At 64.8% G+C, this 21630-nt stretch carries 22 protein-coding genes; 12 read left to right on the top strand and 10 right to left on the bottom strand.

Translation table 11 applies throughout. The features are described 5' to 3' along the window. Positions 1–80 precede the first annotated feature (80 nt). The gene (locus tag JQ587_RS10590) at positions 81–896 is read left to right on the top strand and encodes an EF-hand domain-containing protein (protein ID WP_212425252.1); all 816 of its coding nucleotides are present in this window, start codon (positions 81–83) and stop codon (positions 894–896) included. A 71-nt stretch (positions 897–967) separates the two neighbouring features. Here the strand turns inward: JQ587_RS10590 and JQ587_RS10585 are convergent, their stop codons facing one another. Together JQ587_RS10585 and JQ587_RS10580 are read right to left on the bottom strand one after the other, a co-directional pair. Then, positions 968–1963: a P1 family peptidase gene (locus tag JQ587_RS10585; protein ID WP_212425251.1), complete on the bottom strand. Its 996-nt coding sequence runs from the start codon at positions 1961–1963 to the stop codon at positions 968–970. 55 nt (positions 1964–2018) lie between these two features. Continuing rightward, positions 2019–4823: a PAS domain S-box protein gene (locus JQ587_RS10580; RefSeq protein ID WP_212425250.1), complete on the bottom strand. Its 2805-nt coding sequence runs from the start codon at positions 4821–4823 to the stop codon at positions 2019–2021. A gap of 239 nt (positions 4824–5062) precedes the next feature. On the opposite strand from JQ587_RS10580, the gene JQ587_RS10575 reads away from it, so the two are divergent. Beyond that, positions 5063–5449, top strand: a complete 387-nt coding sequence (locus JQ587_RS10575) for a response regulator (protein WP_212303048.1) — start codon at positions 5063–5065, stop codon at positions 5447–5449. Between the two features lie 72 nt (positions 5450–5521). Here JQ587_RS10575 and JQ587_RS10570 read toward each other — a convergent pair whose 3' ends face one another. From JQ587_RS10570 to JQ587_RS10550, 5 genes are all read right to left on the bottom strand, one after another. Continuing rightward, positions 5522–6640 (bottom strand): branched-chain amino acid ABC transporter substrate-binding protein, encoded by a 1119-nt coding sequence (locus JQ587_RS10570; RefSeq protein ID WP_212303049.1) that lies wholly within the window; start codon positions 6638–6640, stop codon positions 5522–5524. A 166-nt stretch (positions 6641–6806) separates the two neighbouring features. Continuing rightward, positions 6807–7550: an ABC transporter ATP-binding protein gene (locus tag JQ587_RS10565; RefSeq protein ID WP_212303050.1), complete on the bottom strand. Its 744-nt coding sequence runs from the start codon at positions 7548–7550 to the stop codon at positions 6807–6809. Continuing rightward, positions 7547–8380, bottom strand: coding sequence for an ABC transporter ATP-binding protein (locus JQ587_RS10560; protein WP_212303051.1), 834 nt, complete (start codon positions 8378–8380; stop codon positions 7547–7549). Before JQ587_RS10560 ends, JQ587_RS10565 begins: the two co-directional genes overlap by 4 nt. Next, entirely contained in the window at positions 8377–9702 is a 1326-nt protein-coding gene (gene livM / locus JQ587_RS10555) for a high-affinity branched-chain amino acid ABC transporter permease LivM (RefSeq protein WP_349629491.1), read from the bottom strand. The genes JQ587_RS10560 and livM overlap by 4 nt, the downstream gene beginning before the upstream one ends. Before the next feature lie 13 nt (positions 9703–9715). After that, complete coding sequence (locus JQ587_RS10550; RefSeq protein ID WP_212303052.1) at positions 9716–10633, bottom strand: ABC transporter permease subunit; 918 nt, start codon at positions 10631–10633, stop codon at positions 9716–9718. Positions 10634–10919: 286 nt separating this feature from the next. On the opposite strand from JQ587_RS10550, the gene JQ587_RS10545 reads away from it, so the two are divergent. Together JQ587_RS10545 and JQ587_RS10540 are read left to right on the top strand one after the other, a co-directional pair. After that, the gene (locus JQ587_RS10545) at positions 10920–11108 is read left to right on the top strand and encodes a hypothetical protein (RefSeq protein ID WP_212425249.1); all 189 of its coding nucleotides are present in this window, start codon (positions 10920–10922) and stop codon (positions 11106–11108) included. A 180-nt stretch (positions 11109–11288) separates the two neighbouring features. Then, the gene (locus tag JQ587_RS10540; protein ID WP_212303054.1) at positions 11289–11819 is read left to right on the top strand and encodes a hypothetical protein; all 531 of its coding nucleotides are present in this window, start codon (positions 11289–11291) and stop codon (positions 11817–11819) included. Here the strand turns inward: JQ587_RS10540 and JQ587_RS10535 are convergent. The 3 genes from JQ587_RS10535 to JQ587_RS10525 form a co-directional block, all read right to left on the bottom strand. Beyond that, positions 11781–12173, bottom strand: a complete 393-nt coding sequence (locus JQ587_RS10535; RefSeq protein WP_212303055.1) for a carboxymuconolactone decarboxylase family protein — start codon at positions 12171–12173, stop codon at positions 11781–11783. The two genes, JQ587_RS10540 and JQ587_RS10535, sit on opposite strands and share 39 nt — an antisense overlap. 129 nt (positions 12174–12302) lie before the next feature. Continuing rightward, positions 12303–13085, bottom strand: coding sequence for a 3-oxoadipate enol-lactonase (gene pcaD / locus JQ587_RS10530; protein ID WP_212303056.1), 783 nt, complete (start codon positions 13083–13085; stop codon positions 12303–12305). Positions 13086–13102: 17 nt separating this feature from the next. Continuing rightward, on the bottom strand, positions 13103–14458 hold the full coding sequence (locus tag JQ587_RS10525) for a 3-carboxy-cis,cis-muconate cycloisomerase (protein ID WP_212425248.1): 1356 nt from the start codon (positions 14456–14458) through the stop codon (positions 13103–13105). A 169-nt stretch (positions 14459–14627) separates the two neighbouring features. Between JQ587_RS10525 and JQ587_RS10520 the strand changes: the two genes are divergently transcribed. From JQ587_RS10520 to JQ587_RS10485, 8 genes are all read left to right on the top strand, one after another. Further along, a complete protein-coding gene (locus tag JQ587_RS10520; RefSeq protein WP_212425247.1) occupies positions 14628–15074 on the top strand; it encodes an SRPBCC family protein in 447 nt (148 codons plus the stop codon). A 138-nt stretch (positions 15075–15212) separates the two neighbouring features. Next, complete coding sequence (locus JQ587_RS10515; RefSeq protein ID WP_212303059.1) at positions 15213–15698, top strand: (2Fe-2S)-binding protein; 486 nt, start codon at positions 15213–15215, stop codon at positions 15696–15698. 33 nt (positions 15699–15731) lie between these two features. After that, positions 15732–16538, top strand: coding sequence for an FAD binding domain-containing protein (locus JQ587_RS10510; RefSeq protein WP_212303060.1), 807 nt, complete (start codon positions 15732–15734; stop codon positions 16536–16538). Positions 16539–16598: 60 nt separating this feature from the next. Continuing rightward, complete coding sequence (locus JQ587_RS10505; protein ID WP_188095444.1) at positions 16599–17507, top strand: AAA family ATPase; 909 nt, start codon at positions 16599–16601, stop codon at positions 17505–17507. Between the two features lie 139 nt (positions 17508–17646). Next, a complete protein-coding gene (locus JQ587_RS10500) occupies positions 17647–18849 on the top strand; it encodes a vWA domain-containing protein (RefSeq protein ID WP_212425246.1) in 1203 nt (400 codons plus the stop codon). A 10-nt stretch (positions 18850–18859) separates the two neighbouring features. Next, on the top strand, positions 18860–19183 hold the full coding sequence (locus JQ587_RS10495; RefSeq protein ID WP_008564652.1) for an XdhC family protein: 324 nt from the start codon (positions 18860–18862) through the stop codon (positions 19181–19183). 2 nt (positions 19184–19185) lie between these two features. Further along, complete coding sequence (locus JQ587_RS10490) at positions 19186–19887, top strand: XdhC family protein (protein ID WP_212425245.1); 702 nt, start codon at positions 19186–19188, stop codon at positions 19885–19887. Continuing rightward, on the top strand, positions 19884–21488 hold the full coding sequence (locus JQ587_RS10485; RefSeq protein ID WP_212425244.1) for an NTP transferase domain-containing protein: 1605 nt from the start codon (positions 19884–19886) through the stop codon (positions 21486–21488). The genes JQ587_RS10490 and JQ587_RS10485 overlap by 4 nt, the downstream gene beginning before the upstream one ends. The last annotated feature ends 142 nt before the right edge of the window (positions 21489–21630 follow it).

The following is a 21630-nucleotide window of genomic DNA, read 5'->3' as shown; positions in this document are numbered from 1 at the left end:
TTTTCGCGCTGGCACGACGCTTGCTGACCTCAAGGGCCGGAACATTGGCCGCGGCATGCCGCATGGGTTGGAGTTGTGCAATGTTGTTCGCGCTTGGCGCCGTATCGAGTGCGCTTGATGCCATTCAGTCGCTGACGGGCTCGAAATCGTCCTCGACGCAGAAGACGGGATCGTCGCAAAACGCGACCAACAATCCGTTCGCGATCGACAGCGGCAGCACGACCAGCGGCGCGACCTCGTCGGTCAATTCCGGCAATTGCGCGCAGATCGCACCTGAGACGATGAGCGCGCTGCTCGCGGCGCAAAGCCAGTCGACGGACTCGACCAGCAGCACGACCAGCTCCACATCGTCCAGCTCGACGTCCTCGACGTCGACGAGCCGTGACGCCGCGCTGAAGGACCTGTTCTCGCAGATCGACGCGGACGGCGACGGCAAGATCACCCAGTCCGAGTTCGAGAACGCGCTGGGTGCCGGAGGCACCAATCTGGCGCAGGCCGATGACGTGTTCTCCAAGCTCGATAGCAATTCCGACGGCAGCGTCAGCCTCGACGAGATGTCGAAGGCGCTGAAAGGCAGCGGCCATCACGGCGGGCACCATCACGCGCACGGCGCGAGCGGCTCGGGCGACGCGTCCGGCAGTGGCTCGGACTCCTCCGCGTCATCGTCGAGCGGCGGGTCGACCTCGACCACGACGACCGCCGCCGACGGCTCGACCACCACCACCGTCACCTATGCCGACGGCTTCAAGATGACGACGACGGTGCCGGGTGCCTCCAGCTCGTCAAACGCGAACGGCGGCGGCAACTCGCCCTACGACTGGTTCGGCCAGATGATGCAGCGCCAGGCTCAGACCGCAGCGGGATCCGCGGCTTCATCGATGTCGATGAGCGTGTAAGCCGGCCTCTTGCCTCGCCCCGCTTGTGGGGGCGGATTGCATCGATGATGCAATCCGGGTGAGGGGGCAAGCTAACCAAACTGATCTTTCCACGCGGGCTGCGCGCCCGGGAACGGCAGCGCGGTTGCACTGTGGACGCCGCGGGCGATGGCGCGGGCGACCACGTTGGCGGCGACCATGCCGAGTTCGGTCATGCCGACGATTGGATCGACCGGCTTCGCACCTGTCGCGGCGGCGAACAGCACGTCACCATCGGTCGGCGCATGCACCGGATAGATCGCGCGGGCGAAGCCGGTGTGCGCGATCATCGCCAGCCGCTTGGCCTGAGGCTTGGTCAGCACCGCATCGGTGACGACGACGCCGATCGTGGTGTTCTCACGCTCGGTCGCGGCAGGACCGCCCTTGATCCGCATCTTGAGCATGTCGTCGGTGAATTTGTCAGGCAATCCGCGGCCGCCGAACTCGCCGTTGACCTCGAACGGCGCTGCCCAGAACCACGGACCGTCGCCGACGGTGGCGCTGCCGACCGCATTGACGGCGATGATCGCCGCGACCTTGATGCCGTTGCTGGTGAGCGCGGACGCCGAGCCGAGCCCGCCCTTGAATGTCGCGGTGGTGGCCCCGAAGCCCGCGCCGACGCTGCCGAGCGCAAACTCCGTCCCGGCCGCGACCGCCGCGGCGTAGCCGAGATCGCGATAGGGCGCGAAGCGGCCCCAGGCCTTGTCGCCGCCGTTGAGCAGATCGAACAGGATCGCGCCCGGCACGATCGGGATCAGCGCCTCGCGGACGCGGAAGCCGCGGCCTTGCTCGGCAAGCCAGGCCTGGATGCCGCCGCCGGCCTCGATCCCGAAGGCGGAGCCGCCGGACAGCGCGATCGCGTCAACGCGTTCGACCGTGTTGGCGGGATCGAGCAGTGCGTCCTCGCGCGTGCCGGGGCCGCCGCCGCGAATGTCGATCGCCGCGACCGCCGGCTGGTCGAACACGATCGCGGTCGCGCCCGAGGCGAGCTTTGCGTCATGGGCGTGGCCGACGCGGACGCCGGCGATATCGGTGAGGAGGTTTTTCAAGAGCCACACTCCGTGCGCTGCATAGCTTCAGCGATAGCGCACGTGAGCGGCCCGCTCAACTCGCCAGCGCCGTCCTGAGCATCTTGGCGAGCTCCGACTTGCGGTAGGGCTTGGCCAGCAGCAGCACGCCGGAATCGAGCCGGCCGTGATGGACGATGGCGTTTTCCGTGTAGCCGGAGGTGAACAGGGTCTTCAGATCCGGTCGCCGCCGCGCCGCCTCGTCGGCGAGCTGACGGCCGTTCATGTTGCCCGGCATGATGATGTCGGTGAAGAGCAGGTCGATGTCGTTGTCGGCGTCGATGATGACGAGGGCTTCGGCCGCGTTGGCTGCTTCGAGCGCGGCATAGCCGAGGCTCTTGACCTGGGTTACGACATACTGCCGGACCAGCGCGTCGTCCTCGACGATCAGGATCTTCTCGTCGCCGCCGGTGATGGGCACGTTCTGGAGCTGTTCGTACTCGGTCTCCTGCACGCCGGTGGACCGCGGCAGGTAGATCTTCACGCTCGTGCCGTGGCCTTCCTCGCTGTAGATCTTGATGTGGCCGCCGGACTGCTTGACGAAGCCGAACACCATGCTGAGGCCGAGGCCCGTGCCCTTGCCGACCTCCTTGGTGGTGAAGAAGGGGTCGAACACCCGCTCGAGCAGCGCGGCCGGAATCCCCGAGCCGGTGTCGCTGACCGCGATCATCACGTAGTTGCCGGCGACGACGTCGGGATTCATGCTGGCGTAGCCGTCGTCGAGGAAGATGTTGCGGGTCTCCAGCACCAGCGTGCCGCCGTCGGGCATGGCATCGCGCGCGTTCAGTGCGAGATTGAGGATCGCGGTGGAGAGCTGGCCCGGATCGACCAGCGCAGGCCAGGCATCCTCGGTGAGCTGCGGCATGATGGTGATCTGCTCGCCGAGTGTCGGGTGCAGCAGCTTGGCGGCCTCGAGCGTCAACGCGTTGACGTCGATCTCGCGCGGCTGAAGCGGCTGCTTGCGGGCGAAGGCGAGCAGATGCTTGGTCAGCTGCGCGCCGCGTTCGGCGGCGTCGTCGATCAGCTTGGTGATGGCGGCAAGCTCGGGCCGGTCGGCGACCGCGTCCGCCAGGATGCCGATCGTGCCGGTGATGACGGTGAGCACGTTGTTGAAATCGTGGGCGACGCCACCGGTCAACTGGCCGATGGAATCCATCTTCTGGACCTGCCGGAGCTGGGCCTCTGCAGCCTGCTTGTCAGTGAGGTCGCGCCCGATGAAGAAATGGCGCTTGACGGGCTCCGACCAGGTGCCCATCCAGTTCAGCGTCACCTCGTGGCCGTCGTAGTGATAATAGCGTGCCTCGAAGCTGCGCTTGACCGCGCCACGCCGCGCTGCGCGCATCTCGCCTCGGGTCTTATCGAGGTCATCGGGATGGATGAACTCGGTTGCGCTGTGCCCGATCATATCCGCCGGGCTGAAGCCGAGGATGTCCTTTACGCTCGGGCTGACCTGGATGAAATTGCCGTAGCCGTCGGTGACCAGGATCAGGTCCTGCGATGTCTCGAAAATGCGCTCGCGTTCCTCGATCTCCCGGCGCAGCTTTTCTCGCGACTGCTTCTCCTCGGTGATGTCGTGGGCAATCTTGGAGACGCCGATGATCTCGCCGTTGACTGACTTCAGCGGTGAGATGTTGAGCACGAGGTCGATCGGGTGACCGTCTTTTCGTGTTCGGACAGTCTCGTGCTGGGCAATCGATTCGTTGCTGGTGACACGGTTGAGGATGCTTCTGACCTCGGCCTTGCGATCCTCCGGCACGATCATCTCGATCGGCTGGCCGATGGCCTCCGCGGCGGAATAGCCGAACAGGCGCTCGGCGGCTTTGTTCCAGCCCGTGATGATACCATCGAGCGACTTCGTGATGATGGCATCGTTGGAGGACTCGACGACGGCGCCGTAGAGCGCGAGGCGCTTGTTATAGTAATCTCGCTCGGACGCCGATTGCTCGCGCAGCTGGCCGAGGAGGCCCATCGTGCTTGCCTGGAGGCGGACGTTCTCGATCAAGAGCACGGCGAGCACGAAGCTTGCGGCGCAAAGTCCATAGAGACGGCCGGCGTAGAAGCCGAGATCGTAGCGAGCGACATTGACGATTGCCGACAGCGCGATGTCGAACAGCCAGGCGCACATCGTGACCATCAGCCAGATGTCGATCACCGTATGCGGCTTGCGGAACCACAGCGTGATCAGCGCGGCGAAACTCAAGGACCAGACGAACGACACCACGCCGATCATGGTGGTGGTATAGCGACCGTCTCTCAGCAAGACCGGCAGCAGATCGTGCTGCGCGGTGACGATCCAGGCAATGACGGCCATCGCCGCCACCACGCCGAGGACGGTCAGCACGATCGCGCGCACGGTTGGTCCTTCGATTTTGCTGCCGCCGTAGCCGTCCTTGAGCCACCCATAGGACAGCACGAACAGCGGAAACCCGCCGTGCCAGATCATGTAGAGCCAGACGGTGGTCTGAGAGCCGGCGCCCAGCAGTCCAGTCGGCGCGAACAGGCCCGGGAAGGTGAGGGAGTGGGTCACCGCCGCAGCTGCGGTGAACAGATAGCCCGTCGACAGCAGCAGCAGCGCCCGGCTGCGCAGGACAGAGAATTGCGACAGCAGAAGAACCGCGGTGATGATGTCGTTGACCGCGAGAGCTGATTGGTAGCTGGCCACGAAGGCCGGCACCTGGATCAGCGGGGTCCCTGCGAAGGGGACAGCCAGTGCGAACAGGACCGCCGAAACACCGACAATCGCCAATGCTGCAGTGCGGTCACTCTGCGTAGCCGGTAAGGTGGAAAGGAATGTGCTTCGGTCGTTCTTTGCGTGCACGTTGACCTCTCGCTGGGTCGGCATGGGCAGTCCACGTGACTTCGTTTGGCCGGCTGCCTTGGCTTGCATGGTAGCCCGCTCCGGGCCCGTGTCCCGAGGGGATGCCCCGGCGACTCAACCGAGGGTTACAGCTTACTTAACCTGGACAGGGAATCGGAATAGGGAATCGGTAAGATTGGCTTTACTGGACGGACTCATACTGACGTGGCGCCCATCGCCGTCGAATTGAACCAATTAATGATATGAATCCGGGAGTTGTTCCCATGCCTCGTGTCCTCATTGTCGATGACCAGAAGGACGTGCGCGCGATGGTCTCGATCGTGCTTCGGGTCAACCGTTATGACGTTGTCGAAGCGGACACCGCCGCGGCCGGCCTGAAGGCCTTCAGCGAGGATGTATTCGACGCGGTAATTGTCGACATTTTCCTGGCCGACACCAGCGGTATCGAGGTCATGGCCGCTATTCGCGAGCGGGTTCCCGGATTTCCGATCGTGGCCGTCTCCGGCATGACGGCGCTGGATTTCATCGGCGAGGCGCCCGGTCTTGACGGGGTCGTCTGCCTGCAAAAGCCGTTTCGGCCAAACGACCTGCTGCAAGCGCTCAGGAAGGCGCAGGAAGCAGCTGGCGGCGAACTGTCCGCAGCCGTCTGACGGTATTGCAAAAGAAAACGCCCCGGCGAACCGGGGCGTTAACGGTGGCATGGAAAGGTCAGGCATCCTGTCTCAGGTGCCGTTACCCTTGATCTGGGCGTAGCCGCCCTTGGCATCCCACTTGTAGACGACGTAGTCGAGCTGCTTGATGTCGCCCTTGGCGTCATACTCGATCGGGCCGATCACGGTGTCCCACTTGCCGGCCTTCATCGCTTCCATGACCTTCTTGGCGTCGGTGGTGCCGGCCTTCTTGGCCGCCTGCGACCAGACCTGCATCGCCGCGTAGGTATAGAGCGTGTAGCCTTCAGGGTCGATGTTCTTGGCCTTGAAGGCGTCGACGATCTTCTTCGCGGTCGGCTTCTCGCGCGGATCGGGACCGAAGGTGAACAGCGTGCCTTCGCCGGCGGGGCCGGTGATGGAGGCATATTCCTTGTCGGCGAGCGCGTCGCCCGCCATCAGGATCGTCTTGAGGCCCTGGTCGCGCATCTGACGCAGGATCAGGCCGCTTTCCTGGTGGTAGCCGCCGACATAAACCAGATCGATGTTGTCGCGCTTCAGGCGCGAGACGATCGCGTTGAAGTCCTTGTCGCCCTTGTTGTAGGACTCGTACATCTTCTCGGTGATGCCGGCCTTGTTGAGCGCCTTCTTGGTCTCGTCCGCAAGACCCTTGCCGTAGGTGGTCTTGTCGTTGAGGATCGCGATGTTCTTGCCCTTGAAGTTCTTGGCGATGTACTGCGCCGCGATCAGGCCCTGCTGATCGTCACGGCCGCAGACGCGCGCCACGTTCCAGAGCTTGCGCTCGGTGAAGAGCGGGTTGGTCGAGGCTGGCGTGATCTCGAGCACGTTGCCGTCGGCATAGGCCTCCGACGCCGGGATCGACGACGACGAGCAATAATGCCCGGCCACAAACGGGATCTTGGCTCCAGCGATCTTCTCGGCGACCGAGCGCGCCTGTTTCGGATCGCAGGCATCGTCCTCGATGTTGAGCGCAAGCTTTTTGCCGTTGACGCCGCCGGCGGCGTTGATATCGGCGACGGCCATCTCGGCGCCGTTCTTCATCTGCCGGCCGAATGCGGACTCCGTGCCTGTCATCGGGCCTGCGACTGCGATGGTGACATCCTGCGCGAATGCCGCGCTCGACAGCGCGATCGACGCGCCGAATGCCAGACCGATGAGCTTCAGTGATTTCATGAGATACCTCGTGGGTGATCGCCTGTGGAAGTTGCCGGGTTGGCCCGGTTCAAACCGGCGCCATTCTTGATTGAATCCTGGGAGAAGTCACCGGCAAAATACGGGCATAAGCGCAGATATTTCGGCGCATTCCGCCGCGCTCGAGGCGAACTTCACCCTGGGTGGCTCAGCCGTGCCGGCCGCCTTCCAGATAGGCGGCACGAATTTCTGGGCGCTGCAGCAACTCCGTGCCGGTTCCGGCCAGCGTGATCAGGCCATTGACCATGACGTAGCCGCGATGTGCGAGCTTGAGCGCATGGTTGGCGTTCTGCTCGACGATCAGGACGGTCAGGCCGTCCTGCCTGTTCAGGGTCCGGATCGCGTCGAAGATCTGGCGGGCGATCAGTGGCGCCAGCCCGAGTGAGGGTTCGTCGAGCAGGAGCAGGCGCGGGCGGCTCATCAGGGCGCGCCCGATCGCGAGCATCTGCTGCTCGCCGCCGGACAGCGTGCCGCCGCGCTGGACGTAGCGCTCCTTCAGCCGCGGAAACAGCGTGAATACGCGCTCCAGTGTGGCCTCGCGCTCGGCATCGGTGCACTCGGTCGCGTCCGCGCCCATCTGGAGGTTTTCCGCCACGCTCATGCGCGGGAAGATGCGGCGGCCTTCCGGCGACTGCGCGATGCGCAGATGGGCGATCTCATGGGTCGGAACGTCGGTGATGTCGCGGCCTTCGTACAGAATCTGGCCGGCGCGGGCGCGCGGCTTGCCGAAGATCGTCATCATCAGCGTCGACTTGCCGGCGCCGTTGGCGCCGATCAGGGCAACGATTTCGCCGGCATTGATCTCGACATCGACGCCCTTCAGCGCCTCGATCTTGCCGTAGGCGGCGCGCAAGGACCGGATCGCGAGCAGGGGAGTGGGGACTGACGTCACGACCCGCTCTCCATCACCGCCGCAGCCTCTTCCTCATCGGTACCGAGATAGGCCGCGATCACTTTCGGGTCGTCGCGCACTTCCTGCGGCGTGCCTTGCGCGATCTTCACGCCGTGGTCCATCACCACGATGTGGTCGGAAATCTCCATCACCACCGACATGTCGTGCTCGATCAGCAGGATCGAGGTCCCGAGCTCGTCGCGGATCGAGAGCAGAAGCTCGCTGAGCGCAGCGCTTTCCCGCGCGTTGAGGCCTGCGGCGGGCTCGTCCAGGCAGAGAAGCGCGGGCTCGGTGCACATTGCGCGCGCGATCTCGAGCCGGCGCTGGTCGCCATAGGCGAGATTGCCGGCGGCGTCGTCGGCGCGGTCGAGCAGATTGATCCGCTTGAGCCAGTCGGTGGCAAGCGCGATCGCCTGCTTTTCGGCGTTGCGATAGGTGGGGACGCCGATCAGGCCGAGAAACGTGAAACCCGATGCGAGCATCAACGCATTGTGTTGCGCCACCATCAGGTTCTCCAGCGCGGTCATGCCGGGAAACAGCCGGATGTTCTGGAAGGTGCGGGCGACCTTGGCCTGCTTGGCGATGCGGAAATCGTTGAGCCGTTCCAGCGCGATTTGGCGCCCATCGTCATGGGTGAGGCGGATGGCGCCGCCGCTCGGCTTGTAGAAACCGGTGATGCAGTTGAAGACGGTGGTCTTGCCGGCGCCGTTCGGTCCGATCAGCGCGGTGATCTTCTTCCGTTCGGCGGCGAACGACAGGTCCTGCACGGCGACGATGCCGCCGAAACGCATGGTGAGCCGGTCGACGCTGAGAATTGGCTCACCGCTCATCCGTGTCCCTCCTTGACGAGGTCGGAGGAGATGGTTTGCGCCTTGGTCAGATAGACGGTCGGCGCGCGATGGCCGATCAGGCCGCGCGGCCGCCAGATCATGATCAGCACCATGGCCATGCCGAACACCAGCATGCGGTAGGTCTCCAGGCTGCGGAACAGCTCGAAGCCGCCGATCATGGCAAGGGCTGCGAGCGCGACCCCGAGCTGTGAGCCCATGCCGCCGAGCACGACGATGGCGAGCACCAGCGCCGATTCCTGGAAGGTGAAGGATTCCGGGCTGATGAAGCCCTGGCGCGTGGCGAAGAAGGCACCGGCGAAGCCGCCGAACATGGCGCCGGTCGCGAATGCCGTGAGCTTGGTGGTCGTGGTGTTGATGCCGAGCGCGCGGCAGGCGACCTCGTCCTCGCGCAGCGCCTCCCAGGCGCGGCCGATCGGCAGGCGGCGCAGGCGGATCGTCACCCAATTGGTGAGCAGCGCCAGTGCCAGGATCAGATAGAACAGGAACACGATGCGATGGGTCGGCGAATATTCGATGCCGAGCTTTGCCGCTAACCCGTCATCGCTGTTGTCGAGGGGGATGCCGAAGAAGGAGGGGCGGGGAATGCCGGAGACGCCGTTCGGTCCGCCGGTCAAATCCTGCCAGTTGATGATGACGAGGCGGATGATCTCGCCGAAGGCCAGCGTCACGATGGCGAGATAGTCGCCGCGCAGGCGCAGCACGGGGAAGCCCAGCAGCACGCCCCAGAACGCGGCGAGGATGCCCGCGAGCGGCAGGCAGACCCAGAACGACAAGCCGAAATTGGTGGCGAGCAGCCCGTAGGAATAGGCGCCGACCGCGTAGAAGGCGACGTAGCCGAGATCGAGCAGGCCGGCGAGGCCAACCACGACGTTGAGGCCCCAGCCCAGCATGACATAGGTGAGCACGAGGATCGCGAGGTCGAGGATGTAGCGCTGGTTATAGAAGATGACAGGCACCAGCAGCGTGAAGATCAGGAGCGCCGGTGCAAGGTAGCGGCCGACGAACGACATGCTGCTCTGCACCGAAGCCGGCACCAGCTTCTCGGTGCCGGTCGGACCGATCCATTGCCGCAGCAACTCGATCACGATCGAGCCGCCGAACACCGCGGCGACGAGCGAAGCGAGATCGCCGAAGCGCGCCCAGTATGTGAGCTGGCCGTCGGAGCCGGCCTCGGTGCGGATGCCGACCATCAGCGAGAACAGCACCAGCGCGATCGCTGCGTTGATGAAGGCGGTCTTCAGAAGGAAGGGGATGCCGGCGGTGCGACTTGCGTTCTTGGTCTCGTGCGGTGTGGCTGTCACGCGGGGCGGTCCGTCAGACTTTTTCGACTTCGGGACGGCCGAGCAGGCCGGTCGGCATGAAGATCAGCACGACGATCAGGATCGAGAACGCCGCGACATCCTTGTACTCGACCGAGAAATAGGCCGACCAGAACGTCTCGATCAGGCCGATCGCGAGGCCTCCGAGCATCGCGCCCGGCAGCGAGCCGATGCCACCGAGCACGGCGGCCGTGAACGCCTTGATGCCGGCGACGAAGCCCATGAAGAAATCGACCAGTCCGTAATAGAGCAGATACATCAGGCCGGCGACAGCCGCGAGCGCAGCACCAATCACGAAGGTCATGGAGATGGTGCGGTCGACATTGACGCCAAGCAGCGCCGCCATGGTCTGGTCCTGCTCGCAGGCGCGCATGTCGCGCCCGAGCCGTGTGCGCGAGACCAGCCAGGTGAAGATCGCCAGCAGCACGATGGTGGTGATGACCACCATGATCTGGATGTTGGAGAGCTGGATCACGAAGCCGTCCGCGCTCTCATGCAGCGTGTAGCCGCCGGTGATGAAGGGAGGGATCGGCTTGACGCGCGCTCCTTGCGCCACCTGCGAGTAATTGGTCAGCACGAAGGACATGCCGATCGCAGACAGCATCGGAGCGAGACGGAAGGAGTGGCGCAGCGGCCGATAGGCGATGCGCTCGATGGTCCAGCCATAAAGTGCGGTGATCGCCATCGAGACCAGCAGCACCACGAGCAGAATCACCGGGATCGCGGTCAGTCCGAGCGAGATCAGGATCAGGAAGGTGATCAGTGCGATGAAGCCGCCGATCATGAAGATATCGCCATGGGCGAAATTGATCATGCCGACGATGCCGTAGACCATCGTGTAGCCGATCGCGATCAGGCCATAGATGGAGCCGAGCACGAGGCCGTTGATGAGCTGCTGGGCGAAATAATCCATGCGCTGCCGTTACCCAAACCTGACGCGACTGAAGGGAGGTCTTCGAGAGAGTGCTTACGTTTCTTCTCGGGCCCCGGCAGCCCTTGAGCGTTCTTCCCATTTTGTAACAGGAGGGAACTGGCGGCTGCAACTGGCCATGTCTCGGCAAAAAGGCTTGTACAGAGTCATTTTGGTGGCGGGTGTCATCTTCCGGTTCCGCAACTGCGAGGAACCGGGTTCCGCAGAGCAACCAAATCAGGCATGGGCGGTTATCCCCAACTGACGTCCAACAAGGGAGCTTTCCCCAATGACGAAGCAGCAGAACCAGAATCCAGGCCAGCAGAGTCAGAGTCCCGGCCAGCAGCGCCCAAGCCAGCAGCCAGGGCAGCAGGGTGGCGGCCAGAAACCCGGACAGCAGCAGCAGCACGATCCGATGCGCCAGGGCGATAAGTCCAGGCAGCAACAGGGCGGTCAGCAGGACAATAAATTGGATTGAACACCCAGGGAGTAGCGTCGCGTGGGCCCCGCCGAAAGGCGGGGCTTTTTCTTTGGATGAATCGGCCGCCCGGGCAATTAAGGTAAACAAAGGGTTTAAATTGCCGCCACAGTCTGATGCGAGTTAGCTCCCGGCAAAGCCTTCCGTCGAAGGCGGGTAGCAGACGAAGCGGGAAGCGGCATGTTCAGGAATTGGCGGATCGGCTCGGTGAACGGCGCGCTGCTGGCAGCTTATTTCATTCCGGCCTGGACGCTGGTCGCCTTCAACATCTTTGTGGCGCCGGTGCACGGCCTCTATGAGCGGCCGAGCATTGCGGTGGCGCTGTTCCTCAGCGATCAGCTCCAGATATCCGGCATGAGCACGGTGCGCGCCGCCTGGCTGCTGGCACTCGGACGGCTGACCGTGGTGGCGTTCTTTGCAATCTATCTCGCGCTGCTCGCCATTCCGCGCACCCGGAAAAGCGGAGCCAGCGACGAGGCGCTCGGCATTGCGCTTGCGATCGGCAGCCTGATCTCGTTCGCGAGCATGGTGATGGCCTCGAAGGTCGGCGAGATGGCCGCGCTTCGGCTGCATGCCACCGAGCTTCTGCTGCTGCTCGGTGCTGCGATCGTGCTGGTGATCGAGCGGCCGGCGGCGGCGCCGAAGGCCGTCGACGTCGCGGATACCGCGCCGCTAGCCTTTGATAAGGCCGAGCTCCTGCACAATCGCTGAGGCTTCCTTGACGGCGTGGTTCGCCGCCGGCACGCCGCAATAGATCGCCTGCTGCAGCAAGATCTCCTTGATGTCGTCGGGGGTGAAGCCACCCTCGGCAAGCGCCGCGCGCACGTGCAGGCGGAATTCGTCCCATTGCCCGAGCGCGACCATGGTGCCGATCACCAGCACGCGCCGTGTGCGCTCGTCGAAATGCGGCCGCGTCCAGATCTCGCCCCAGGCGTAGCGCGTGATCATGTCCTGGAAGTCGGTGTTGAACGCGTTGCGGTTTGCGATCGATTTGTCGACCCAGGCATTGCCCAGCACCTTGCGGCGCACGTTCATGCCGGCATCGCGGCGTTGTTGGTCGTCCATAGTCTTTCCTCCAGGAAGTCGTTCCGGGGCGCCTCGAAGAGGCGAACCCGGAATCTCGAAGCGGGTAAAATGCAGATCGAGATTCCAGGTTCGATGCTTCGCATCGCCCCGGAATGACGGTAAGGGCGGTTACCGCTGGGTCAGGAATCCCACCACCGCGTCGGTGAACGCATGCGGCTGCTCGACATTGGAAATATGGGCGGCGTCGATGATGGTCATGCTCGCGCCGGGAATGTTGGAGCGGATCAGCTCGCCCGCCGAGATCGGCGTTGCCACGTCGTGACGGCCGGCGATCACCAGCGTCGGGCTCTTGATCTTCGGCAGCAGCGCGCGCTGGTCCAGCGTCGACAGCGCCTCGCAGCAGGCGAGATAGCCTTCGACGGGCGTGGCGAGCAGCATCGATTTCATTTTTGCCGTGATCTCAGGTTCGCGCTCGCGAAAATCCTGGGTGAGCCAGCCGGCGATCACGCCGTCGGCGACCGCAGCGATGCCGCCCTTTTTCACCGCGTCGATGCGCTCCAGCCATTTGGTCGGCTCGGCATAGTAGCAAGACGTGTTGGCGAGGATGAGCTTGCCGAATCGTTCGGGTGCGTTGGCGCCCAGCCATTGTCCGACCATGCCGCCCATCGACAGGCCGCACCAATGCACTTTCTCGATGTTGAGATCGTCGAGGATCGCCAGCACGTCGCGGCCGAAGCGCTCCATCGTATAGGGCGCGGGGGCGACGGTTGACTTGCCGTGGCCGCGGCGGTCGTAGCGGATGACGCGGAACACCTGCGTCAGCGCTTTCATCTGCGGCTCCCACATCTGCAAGGTGCAGCCGAGCGAGTTGGAAAGCATCAGGGTCGGCCCGCCGTCGCGGCCCTCGACGGAGACGTTGATCAGGCAACCGTCGGCATCGATCATGGGCATGCGGCGTCTCCGTATATTTATTCGCGCTCTAGGCTGTCGAGCAGCCGGTCGATCAGAGCTTGAGAAGCTCCTTGATAGGCCATCGGCTCGAACAATGCCGCAATTTTCTCCGGCGTCAGATGCGCGGTGACCTGCGAATCGGCCGAGAGCACCTCGCGCAGATGCTTCTTCTCGGCAACCGCGCGCTTGCTCGCGGCCTCGATCAGATGATGCGCATCGCTCTTGCCGATCTTGTCGGCGAGCGCAAAGGTGACCGCTTCAGCCATGATCAGTCCGTGCGTCGCGTCGAGATTGCTGCGCATGCGCGCGGCATCGACGTCGAGACCTTCGGCGATGTCGACGATGGCGGCGAGCGCGCCCGAGGTGACCAGCATCAATTGCGGCAATGTCGGCCATTCCGCATGCCAGGGCCCGGCGCTGCGCTCGTGGTCCTGCACCTGGGCTGCCAAAATCGTTGCGGCGAGCTGCGGGGCCATGGTCGCGCAGCCAAGGGCGCTTGCGGCGGCGACCGGGTTGCGCTTGTGCGGCATGGTCGAGGAGCCGCCCCGGCCTTCGCCGGCGGGCTCGAAGGCTTCGCCGACATCGGTCTGCATCATCAGCGAGACGTCGCGTGCGATCTTGCCGCAGGTGCCGGCGAGAATCGCGAAGCTTGAAGCCGCCTCCGCGATGCGGTCGCGATGGGTGTGCCAGGGCGCTTCCGGCAACGGCAGGTTCAGCTCCTGCGCCAGCCGTTCGGCAACTGCGAGCCCCTTGTCGCCGAGGGCCGCGAGCGTGCCGGCGGCACCGCCGAATTGGAGTGCGAGACCCTCGCGGGAGAGCCGACGCAGGCGGCAGCGGGCCCGGGCGAGGCCCGCGGCGTATTCGGCGGCCTTCAACCCGAACGGCATCGGGAGCGCGTGCTGAAGCCAGGTCCGCGCCACCATCGCGGTATTGCGATGGGTGCGGGCAAGTGTCGCAAAGCCCCTTATGGCGCGGCTGAGGTCGGCGTCCAGCACCTCGATTGCAGCGCGCAAGCCCAGCATGGTGGCGGTGTCGATGACATCCTGGCTGGTCGCGCCCCAATGCACGTAGCGCGCGGCTTCGGCATCGGCCTTGCCGACATTGGCGGTCAGTGCCTTGACCAGGGGGATTGCGAGATTGCCGGATCGCGTCGCGGCCTCCGCCAGGCCGGTCATGTCGAAGGTATCGGCCTTACAGGCTGCTTCAATCGGGCCCACCGCCGCCTTCGGAATCAAACCTATGGCGGCCTCGGCCCGGGCCAGGGCTGCCTCGAAATCGAGCATGTTCTGCAGCGTCGACCGGTCGTCGCAGACGGCGCGCATGGCCGCGCTCGACAGCATCGGCGCAAGCAGGGGGGAGAGGGCTGTGCTCATGTTGCGCGGGACCTAATCACCATGCCCCGGCTCTGCCAATCCCTGACCGGCCGCACAAGACTTTTTGCAGGTGCGAACGTGCATTGCACGTGACCGGAGGCTGCCCTTTCCTTTGCGGCCTTCGTGCGTTACTTGAGCAATATTATTCGGTGATCTCGGGAGGCACCCCATGGCCATGACAATGAACGGCGAAGTCCAGCTTGCGGCGCCGCGTGAGGCCGTGTGGGAGAAGCTCAACGACCCCGCGGTGCTGAAGGCCTGCATCCCCGGTTGCGAGGAGCTGGAGAGGACCGACGACGGCGGATTTCGTGCGACCGCGAAAATGAAGGTCGGGCCGGTGTCGGCGCGCTTCAAGGGCAAGGTGACGCTGAGTGATCTCGACCCGCCGAACGGCTACAAGATCTCGGGCGAAGGCGAGGGCGGGGTGGCCGGCTTCGCCAAGGGCGGCGCGGCCGTGAGGCTCGCCGAGAAGGACGGCGGTACGCTGCTCTCCTATGACGTCGAGGCGCAGATCGGCGGCAAGTTGGCGCAGCTCGGGCAGCGCCTGATCAACGGCGCCGCCAAGAAGCTGGCCGACGAATTTTTCGCGAACTTCGCCAAGGCGGTACAGGCCTGAACGCCCTCGCTTTCGTCATGGCCGCGTGCGCCTGGGGTGATGTTGCCCCCGGACATAATGGCCCATATGATGGGTTGGAATAATTATAAAAAAGAACCGCTTCGACGGGACCCGTCGGGGCGCTGATAGAGAGTGCTTATGGCAAAAATCTCCCTCATCGTGAACGGCAATCCTGTTACGGCCAATGTCGACCCGCGTACGCTCCTGGTGCAGTTCCTGCGCGAGAATCTGCGCCTGACCGGCACCCATGTCGGCTGCGACACCTCGCAGTGCGGCGCCTGCGTCGTGCATCTCGACGGCAAGGCCGTGAAGTCCTGCACCACGCTGGCTGTGATGGCCGACGGCCATGAGGTGAAGACCATCGAGGGGCTGGCCGCCGACGGTGCGCCGCTGCATCCGATGCAGGAGGCCTTCCGCGAGCACCATGGCCTGCAGTGCGGTTTTTGCACGCCCGGCATGATCATGACCGCGATCGACATCGTTCACCGCAAGGGCAACGAGCTCGACGACCATACGATCCGGGAAGAACTAGAGGGCAATCTCTGCCGTTGCACCGGCTACCAGAACATCGTCGCCTCGATCGCCGCCGGCGCAAAGGCGATGGCGAATTCCGATCTCGCCTAAAGCGCACACGCATCCCGCGATCAGGACATCCAGATGTACGAATTCAAATACCATCGGCCCGGGACCGTCCGGCAGGCCGCCAATCTCCTGGTGAAGAACGAGGACGCCAAGGTGATCGCCGGCGGTCACACGCTGATTCCCGTCATGAAGCAGCGGCTCGCAAGTCCCCCGCATCTGGTCGACCTCTCCCATATCGAGGGGCTGAACACGATCGAGATGAAGGGCCGTTCGCTGGTGATCGGCGCCACCGCCAAGCATGCCGAGGTCGCGACCTCGGCCGTCGTCGGCGAGGCGATCCCGGCGCTCGCCAGCCTTGCCGGCGGAATCGGCGATCCCGCCGTGCGCCACAAGGGCACGATCGGCGGCTCGCTCGCCAACAACGATCCGACCGCGGACTATCCGGCCGCGGTGCTCGCGTTGGGGGCGACCATCGTCACCAACAAGCGTCGTCTCAAGGCGGAAGAGTATTTCCAGGGCCTGTTCTCGACCGCGCTGGAAGCCGACGAGATCATCACCAAGGTGATGTTCCCGCTGCCGAAGAAGGCCGCCTATATCAAGTTCCGTAACCAGGCCTCGCGCTATGCGCTGGTCGGTGTGTTCGTGGCGCGGCGTCCCTCGGACGTGCGGGTCGCCGTGACTGGCGCCGGCTCGGACGGCGTGTTCCGAATCGAGGCGTTCGAGGAGGCGCTCAAGAAGCGGTTCTCGTCGAAAGTGCTTGACGGCATCGAGGTGCCGGCGGAAGGGCTGAACAGCGACATCCATGGCAGCGCCGAATACCGCGCGCATCTCATCGGCGTGCTGACGCGGCGGGCCGTTGATGCCGCCAACGCCAAGGAGTGAGTGAATCTCACGCCTCGGCCAAACTTGTCCCGGTGAGGGCGTAGCGAGACTGGCTTACTCATGACTTCAGCGACCCTGCCGGCATCGGTCGATGCGATGCTCGAACTTCTGACCTCGCGCGGCTATCTCGCCGAGCGGTCGCTGGCGACGGTGACGTATCTCTCGCTGCGCATGGGCCGGCCGCTGTTCCTGGAGGGCGAGGCCGGCGTCGGCAAGACCGAGATCGCAAAAGTGCTGTCGGCGGCGCTGGGGCGGAAGCTGATCCGCCTGCAGTGCTACGAAGGACTCGATGTCTCCTCCGCGGTCTATGAATGGAACAGCGCCGCGCAGATGATCGCGATCCGGATGGCGGAAGCTGCCGGCGACACCGATCGTGAGCAGCTCTCGAGCGACATTTTTGCCGACCGCTACATGATCAAGCGGCCGCTGCTCCAGGCACTGGAGCCTGATGTCGCCGGCCCGCCGGTGCTGTTGATCGACGAGCTCGACCGCGCCGACGAGGCGTTCGAGGCTTATCTGCTCGAAATCCTCAGCGATTTTCAGGTGACGATCCCCGAATTCGGCACCGTGAAAGCGCCGCACCCGCCGATCGTCATCATCACCTCCAACCGTACCCGCGAGATCCACGATGCGCTGAAGCGGCGCTGTCTCTATCACTGGGTCGACTATCCCGCCGCCGAGCGCGAGCTCGCGATCGTCAAGACGCGCGTGCCCGGCATCTCGGCAAAACTGTCGCAGCAGGTCGTGCGCTTCGTGCAGGCGCTGCGCAACCAGGATTTCTACAAGTCGCCGGGCGTTGCCGAGACCATCGACTGGGCGACCGCGCTGTCCGAGCTGGACGCCCGCTCGCTGACCCCGCAAGTGGTCGGCGACACGCTCGGTGCACTGCTCAAATACCAGGACGACATCACGCGGATGCAGGGCGACACCTTGCAGAAGGTGCTGAAGGAAGCGACGAGCGAGAATTGACGCCCGTGCGTCATAGCGAACTCGTCATTCCGGGGCGCGCGTAGCGCGAGCCCGGAATCCATACTCCCGATCGTGGTTATGGATTCCGGGTTCGATGCTTTGCATCGCCCCGGAATGACGACTGAGAGTGCTGAACACCATGGCCATCAATCACCTCGCCCCCGAGCAAACCGAACAGTTCGCCGACAACGTCGTCGGCTTCGCCCGCGCGCTGCGCTCTGCGGGCATGCCGGTGGGACCGGGGGCGGTCATTGATGCCATGAGCGCGCTGCAGGTGATCGACATCGGCAACCGCGCCGACGTCTTCACCACGCTGGAGGCGATCTTCGTCAAGCGCCACGAGCACGCGCTGATTTTCAAGCAGGCCTTCAACCTGTTCTTCCGCGCCTCGGAAGAGTGGAAGCACATGCTGGATTCGGTGCCGCTGCCGGAGCAGGCCAAGAAGAAGCCGCAGGCCGGCTCGCGCCGCGTGCAGGAGGCGATGTCGCAGCCGCGCATGACCGAGACGCCGCAGCACCAGGAGCAGGACCTGCGCCTGTCGGTCTCCGACAAGGAGATCCTTCAGAAGAAGGATTTTGCGCAGATGAGCGCAGCCGAGATCACTGAGGCGCTCCGGGCCATCGAGATGATGCGCCTGCCGCAAGCCGAGCTGCTGACGCGCCGGCACCAGCCCGATCCGCGCGGCCTGCGGCTCGACATGCGCCGCACGCTGCGCGCGTCCTTGCGCACCGGCGGCGACATCATCGACATCCATCGTCTTGGACGGATCGAGAAGCCGGCGCCGATCGTAGCGCTGCTCGACATCTCCGGTTCGATGAGCGAGTACACCCGCCTGTTCCTGCATTTCCTGCATGCCATCGGTGACGCGCGCAAGCGCGTCTCGGTGTTCCTGTTCGGCACCCGGCTCACCAATGTGACCCGCGCGCTGCGACAGCGAGATCCCGACGAGGCGCTGGCGAGCTGCTCGGCCTCGGTCGAGGACTGGGCCGGCGGGACGCGGATCGCGACCTCGCTGCACAACTTCAACAAATTGTGGGCGCGGCGCGTCTTGAGCCAGGGCGCCATCGTGCTGCTGATTTCCGACGGGCTGGAGCGGGAGGCCGATTCCAAGCTCGCCTTCGAGATGGACCGGCTGCACCGCTCCTGCCGGCGGCTGATCTGGCTCAACCCGCTGTTGCGGTTCGGCGGCTTCGAGGCCAAGGCCCAGGGCATCAAAATGATGCTCCCGCACGTTGACGAATTCCGGCCCGTGCATAATTTGAGTTCGATCCACGAGCTGATCAGCACGCTCTCCCGGCCGTTGCCGCCGCATCACCGCAGCCTGATCCGCTCCGCAGCTTGAGAGGTCCACCATGCTCGATCGCGACGAGGATATCCTGAAGGCGGCGGAGGACTGGCAGAAGGCCGGCCGTGGCGTCGCGCTGGCGACGGTTGTGGAGACCTGGGGCTCGGCGCCGCGTCCGGCGGGCTCGAGCCTGGTCATCAATGACGAGGGCACGTTCCTGGGGTCGGTCTCCGGCGGCTGCGTCGAGGGCGCCGTGGTCACCGAGGCCATGGACGTGATCGAGAGCGGCAAGCCGAAAATGCTCGAGTTTGGCGTCGCCGACGAGACCGCCTGGAACGTCGGGCTGTCCTGCGGCGGCACCATCCGCGTCTTCGTCGAGAAGGTTGGCTAGCCGTGAAGCTCGCGATCCTGCACGAACTCAACGCCGAGCGCGCCGCGCGCCGGCCCGCCATTCTGGTGACCGACACCGAGAGCGGCGAGCAGCGCCTGGTGAAAGCTGCGGATTTTGCCAAAGACCCGCTGCGCACCGAGCTGGACAAGCAACTCCGCATGGGCAAAAGCGCCAATGTCGAGGCCGGCGGCAAGAAGCTGTTCCTCAATGTCTACGCGCCGACCGCAAAGCTCGTCATCGTCGGCGCGGTCCATATCAGCCAGGCGCTGGCGCCGCTGGCGCGCTCGCTCGGCTATGACGTTACCGTGGTCGATCCGCGCACGGCGTTTGCGAGCGCCGAGCGTTTCCCCGATATTCCGCTTGTCGCCGAGTGGCCCGACACGGCGCTGCCGCCGCTCAACGTCGATGCCTACACGGCTTTTGTCGCGGTGACACACGATCCTAAGATCGACGATCCCGCGCTGCTGCACGCCTTCGAGCGCAACTGCTTCTATATCGGTGCGCTCGGTTCGCGGAAGACGCATGCCAAGCGCGGCGACCGGCTGCGGGCGCAGGGCGCCAAGGACAGCGATATCGCGCGCATCCATGCGCCCATTGGCCTTGCGATCGGCGCGGTCTCGCCGTCCGAGATCGCGGTGGCGATCATGGCCGAGATCACGGCGGTGCTTCGGCTGCCACCCAAAGAAAAAGAAGTAGCGGCATGAAGTTCGGCCCGGCGAACCCCAGGGATGCGATCGGCGGGGTGACCGTCCACACCCTGCGCCAGGGTCCGCTGGTGCTGAAGAAAGGCACGACGATCGGACGCACCGAAGTCGAGGCGCTGGAGCGCGCCGGCATCAAGGATATCGTCGTGGTGCGGATGGAGGCGGGCGACGTCTCCGAGGACGTCGCGGCCGCCAGCATCGCGCTTGCGATCGGCGGCGAGGGCATTCATGTCGAGCGTGCTTTCACCGGCCGCGCCAATCTGTTTGCCGCACGTCCGGGTCTGCTGGTGATCGACCGCGCCGCGGTCGACCGTATCAACAATATTGACGAAGCCATCACCTTCGCGACGCTCGCCGCCTACAAGCCGGTGGTCGAAGGCGAGATGGTCGGCACCGTCAAGATTATCCCGTTCGGGGTTGAAGGAGACCTGCGCGATGCCGCGGTGAAAGCCGCGGGCAAGGACGTGCTGAAGATCGCGCCTTACGTCATCAAGCGCGTCGGCGTGGTCTCGACGTTGCTGCCGGGCCTGTCGTCCAAGGTGATCGACAAGACGCTGCGTGTGACCGCCGAACGGCTCGCGCCAGCCGGCGCCAGCATCATCGCGGAGCGGCGCGTCCAGCATGACGAGCATGCGCTGTCCGCTGCGATCAAGGAGTTGCTCGGACTTGGCGCCGAGCTCGTCATCGTGTTCGGGGCATCGGCGATCGCCGACCGCCGCGACGTGATCCCGGCAGCCGTCACGGGCATCGGCGGCGAGATCGAGCATTTCGGCATGCCGGTCGATCCCGGCAATCTCTTGCTGATCGCGCGCGCCGACGGCGTGCCGGTGCTGGGCGCACCGGGCTGCGCGAGATCACCGGTCGAGAACGGCTTCGATTGGGTGTTGATGCGGTTGCTCGCCGGCATCAAGGTGACGCGCGCCGAACTGATGGGCATGGGCGTCGGCGGGCTGTTGATGGAGATCGTGACGCGGCCACAGCCGCGCGCGCAGCCCGAGACCGAGGGCAACAGCCAGGTCGCGGCCATCGTGCTCGCGGCGGGCCGCTCGACCCGCATGGGCGGACCGAACAAGCTGCTCGCCGAGCTCGACGGCAAGAAGCTGGTGCGGATCGCGACCGAGCAGGCGCTCGCGTCCAAGGCCTCCGAGGTAATCGTCGTCACGGGCCATCAGACCGAGCTGGTCGAGCAAGCGCTGCAAGGCCTGAAGGTGCGGTTCGTCAAGAATCCGGATTTCGCCGGCGGCATCGCAAGCTCGGTGAAGGCCGGCATCGCGGCTGTGTCTGACGCGTGCGACGGCGCGGTGGTTTGCCTCGGCGATATGCCGCTGATCGACGCCGGCCTGATCGACCGTCTCATCGACGGCTTTGCGCCGGACCGCGGCAATCTCATCGTCGTGCCCGTGAGCGAAGGGCGTCGCGGCAATCCCGTGCTGTGGTCGCGCCGCTTCTTCAAGGAATTGATGACGCTCGACGGCGACGTCGGCGCGCGGCACCTGATCGCCAAGCACACCGAAGCGGTCGCCGAAGTGCCTGTAGATGGCGAGGGCGCCTTCCTCGATATCGACACCCCGCAAGCGCTGGAAGCCGCAAGACGCGGGTGACGCTGCCGTAGGGCAAAGGCGCACAGCGCCGTCTCACCATCTTCTCCGCTAGGCTCGTTGAATTGGTGGGCACGCTTCCGCTTTCGCTCTTCGAGCTGCGGCGGACAGATCGCTTTGCCCACCGGCACCGTTTCCGTGGTGA

Origin of the sequence: Bradyrhizobium manausense, from assembly GCF_018130615.1 — a bacterium.
Lineage (GTDB): Bacteria > Pseudomonadota > Alphaproteobacteria > Rhizobiales > Xanthobacteraceae > Bradyrhizobium > Bradyrhizobium manausense_A.
Note: the sequence above shows the minus strand (reverse complement) of the source record. Positions and strands in the feature narration are given on the sequence as shown.

What these genes read in the sequence shown, in the direction of transcription:
- JQ587_RS10495 (WP_008564652.1), top strand. Translation starts at nt 18,860, where the DNA reads ATGCTCGATCGCGACGAGGATATCCTGAAGGCGGCGGAGGACTGGCAG.
- JQ587_RS10590 (WP_212425252.1), top strand. Translation starts at nt 81, where the DNA reads ATGTTGTTCGCGCTTGGCGCCGTATCGAGTGCGCTTGATGCCATTCAG.
- JQ587_RS10535 (WP_212303055.1), bottom strand. Translation starts at nt 12,173, where the DNA reads ATGGACGACCAACAACGCCGCGATGCCGGCATGAACGTGCGCCGCAAG.
- JQ587_RS10540 (WP_212303054.1), top strand. Translation starts at nt 11,289, where the DNA reads ATGTTCAGGAATTGGCGGATCGGCTCGGTGAACGGCGCGCTGCTGGCA.
- JQ587_RS10545 (WP_212425249.1), top strand. Translation starts at nt 10,920, where the DNA reads ATGACGAAGCAGCAGAACCAGAATCCAGGCCAGCAGAGTCAGAGTCCC.
- JQ587_RS10485 (WP_212425244.1), top strand. Translation starts at nt 19,884, where the DNA reads ATGAAGTTCGGCCCGGCGAACCCCAGGGATGCGATCGGCGGGGTGACC.
- JQ587_RS10575 (WP_212303048.1), top strand. Translation starts at nt 5,063, where the DNA reads ATGCCTCGTGTCCTCATTGTCGATGACCAGAAGGACGTGCGCGCGATG.
- JQ587_RS10520 (WP_212425247.1), top strand. Translation starts at nt 14,628, where the DNA reads ATGGCCATGACAATGAACGGCGAAGTCCAGCTTGCGGCGCCGCGTGAG.
- JQ587_RS10525 (WP_212425248.1), bottom strand. Translation starts at nt 14,458, where the DNA reads ATGAGCACAGCCCTCTCCCCCCTGCTTGCGCCGATGCTGTCGAGCGCG.
- JQ587_RS10515 (WP_212303059.1), top strand. Translation starts at nt 15,213, where the DNA reads ATGGCAAAAATCTCCCTCATCGTGAACGGCAATCCTGTTACGGCCAAT.
- JQ587_RS10570 (WP_212303049.1), bottom strand. Translation starts at nt 6,640, where the DNA reads ATGAAATCACTGAAGCTCATCGGTCTGGCATTCGGCGCGTCGATCGCG.
- JQ587_RS10505 (WP_188095444.1), top strand. Translation starts at nt 16,599, where the DNA reads ATGACTTCAGCGACCCTGCCGGCATCGGTCGATGCGATGCTCGAACTT.
- JQ587_RS10550 (WP_212303052.1), bottom strand. Translation starts at nt 10,633, where the DNA reads ATGGATTATTTCGCCCAGCAGCTCATCAACGGCCTCGTGCTCGGCTCC.
- pcaD (WP_212303056.1), bottom strand. Translation starts at nt 13,085, where the DNA reads ATGCCCATGATCGATGCCGACGGTTGCCTGATCAACGTCTCCGTCGAG.
- JQ587_RS10580 (WP_212425250.1), bottom strand. Translation starts at nt 4,823, where the DNA reads ATGCCGACCCAGCGAGAGGTCAACGTGCACGCAAAGAACGACCGAAGC.
- JQ587_RS10510 (WP_212303060.1), top strand. Translation starts at nt 15,732, where the DNA reads ATGTACGAATTCAAATACCATCGGCCCGGGACCGTCCGGCAGGCCGCC.
- JQ587_RS10500 (WP_212425246.1), top strand. Translation starts at nt 17,647, where the DNA reads ATGGCCATCAATCACCTCGCCCCCGAGCAAACCGAACAGTTCGCCGAC.
- JQ587_RS10560 (WP_212303051.1), bottom strand. Translation starts at nt 8,380, where the DNA reads ATGAGCGGTGAGCCAATTCTCAGCGTCGACCGGCTCACCATGCGTTTC.